We start from the raw sequence: 2,636 nt of genomic DNA, 5'->3' as shown, positions 1-2,636 counted from the left end.
GCACGGCCGCCGAGCCCGTCGCCCAGCCGCCCCAGCCGACGCTCAGCACGCCTCGCCCCGGATGGGTCCGCGCGAGTGAATCCATCGCGGCGGTGGCGGCGGCGTCGGCGGCCCGGCCCGGGGTGCCGAGCGCGCCGAGGGCGTCGGAGAACAACAGAATGAAGTCGGTCGGATCGGTCGCGGTGAGGGCGATGAGGTTGCGCGCCGCGCGCAGCCTGGGGGCGAACGCCGCGGTCAACTGCCTCGCGGTGATCGCCTCGAAGGCGGCGTCGGTCGTCGCGCCCGCCGCGTGCACGACGCCGCGAACGGTCGAGCCGCACGCGCGGATGTCGTTGAGCGCGTAGGCCAGATCGCGCGGGTCGGCGGCGTCGCAGCGGACCACGACGATGCGGTCCTCCAGTCCATCCAGCGGCGGCGGCACCGGTCGGGGAGCCCGGGTGAGCACCACCACGTCGCGCGCCCCGGACTCGAGGAGCCAGCGCACCGCGACCGCGCCCGCCGCGCCCAAACCTCCGGTGACCACGTAGGTTCCGGTGGGGTCGATGGCGGTCGCGGTCGGTCGGAGCAGGGCCGGGGTGAAGCGACGGACGGCGAGAGTGCCTGCGGTGATCCGTATTTCGCCGAGAGGTTGTTTCGAGGTGTCCGGCAGCTGCGCGACGAGGTCGGCGAGTGAGGCCAGACTCCGAGGATCGGTGTCGGTCCAGACCAGGCGCACCACCCGGTGCGATTCGAGCTGTAGGGACCGAACCAGGCCGGCTATCGCGTGCGGCACGGCCACCGCGTCGGGATCGGCCAGGCGAGGGTCGGTGATCGTCGGCAGCACGATGGTCAGGGCGGCGGTGCCGTCGTCGGCGTGTACCCGCTGGAGCAGATCGAGCACGCGAAAGGTCGTCGCGGGGGTGTCGCGCCCCGGACCGATCGGATCGGAAGGCCTTGCCGCCGAGTCGTTCTCGCCCGCATAGACCAGTACGACCGAGGTATTCGCGCGGCCCATCGGCGGGGCGCTGAGGAGCGGGCGTGCGGCGTCGGGCTCGCGGCGCACGTGCTCGATCGGCAGGGTGGCCGCCAATGCGTCGGCCAACCGCAACGCCGATCCCGACGCGCCGATCACCAAGGCGCGCCGGGCAAGTCGCCTGCCGCGCCGGTGAGCGAACTCAGGATCGATTGGTTGCCAAGTCTCCTCACGAAAAGAGGCAACCCGTGATGCCGTAGCGACACGGGTCGTGCGCTCCGCGAACCGGATTCGCACGCCGGACAGCGCGAGGCACGGCACCCCGTCCTGATCCGTGCCGATGATGTCGCCGGTGAGCCCGGCGGCGGTGCGCTCGCGCAGAAACGCGTGCGCCTCGAGCACCGTGCGATTCGGCTCGGCCGACAGCCACGCCGACGCGATGCCGACCGGCAGCGGCACCGCCTCGGCGGGCGCCTCGTCGTGCGCCGCCGCGACGAGCAGGTGCAGGCAGCCGTCGAGCGTCGCGGTGCGATCCGGATCGGCGAGTTCGAACAGGCCGATCGCGCAGTCCCGGCCGACGGCGAGGCCGCGCAGCACGCGAAAGCCGGGCCCGTACGCCGGTCGTGAGCGGCGCGATCCGGCGTAGCGACTCGCGGGCTCGATCGCCCGCATGCGGTGTCGCCCAGCCCGGTTGGCATCCACCACCCGCATCCATGCGACGATATCCGCGGGTGTGGGGTCACCGCCGGGCCGCGCCGATGCCAGCGCTGCGGCCTCCGTGACCTCCACCCGCAGACTTCCGTCACCGTGCCGGCGGTAGCTCGCCTCCGGCAACATCGCGAGCGCTACCCGCTCGTGCACCACGAAATCGGTGAGCACCGTCGCGGACCCGGTGCGCGCCAGAGCCAGCAGCCCACGCAGCCAGTGCGCGGCCGGCACAGTCGGCACGCCCTCGACGACATCATCGGTGAGATCCGCAGGGGTAAGGCCGGACTCGACCACGGGCTCGATGCTCGAAGGAAGCCGGCGCTTGCGCCACACGCGCCTGGGTGCGGTGCCGAACGGGCCTTGTGCGGACCAGTCGACCGGTCGGCCTTCCAGGTGCAGCCGGGCCACGCAGGCGAGGAACGTGCCCGCCTCGTCGTCGCGACTGGCCACCGCGTGGGTCGCGTCGCGGAACTCCGGATACTCCTGCACAGCCGAGGCCAGCAGGGAGTGCGGCGCGACCTCCAACACCGTCGACAAGCCGTCCGCGGCGGCCCGTTCCAGCGCGGCGGCGAGTTCGACCGTCCTAGAGGCGTTTTCGGCCCAGTACTCGCCATCCATCGCCGCTGTGTCGATCAGCTCGGCCCGTCGAGCAGTGGAATACACGGGCGTGTGCGGCGTCATCGGCGCCAGCCCGTCTCCGAATCCCGCTGGTACCCCGGCGAACAACGGAGCGTCGGCGACAACATCGTCGGGCAGTCTTGTCGCGACCATATCGCGGCGCCTGGCCCGCCGGACGAGCGTATCGATGTAGCGCGGAGTTCCCGAGACGACCACCGAGCGCGGCCCGTTGATCGCCGCGATGCCGACCTGCGCCCGCATCGGCTCCACCAGCTTCGCCGCATCGTGCGGCGCCGCCTCCAGCAGCGCCGTCGCACCGGCGAGCGCCGGGAGCATGCCGCGCCGCACCACGACCGAC

Annotated in this window: 1 protein-coding gene; it reads right to left on the bottom strand. The window is 72.5% G+C overall.

The annotated features are described in order from the left end of the window. Nucleotides 1-2,636 (bottom strand): KR domain-containing protein (locus ON39_RS34245; RefSeq protein ID WP_040740445.1); only part of this gene is annotated, 2,636 nt, incomplete at both ends.

The sequence above is a fragment of the Nocardia tenerifensis NBRC 101015 genome, assembly GCF_000308715.1.
GTDB classification, from domain to species: Bacteria; Actinomycetota; Actinomycetes; order Mycobacteriales; family Mycobacteriaceae; genus Nocardia; species Nocardia tenerifensis.
This window is presented reverse-complemented; position numbering and strand designations above follow the sequence as displayed.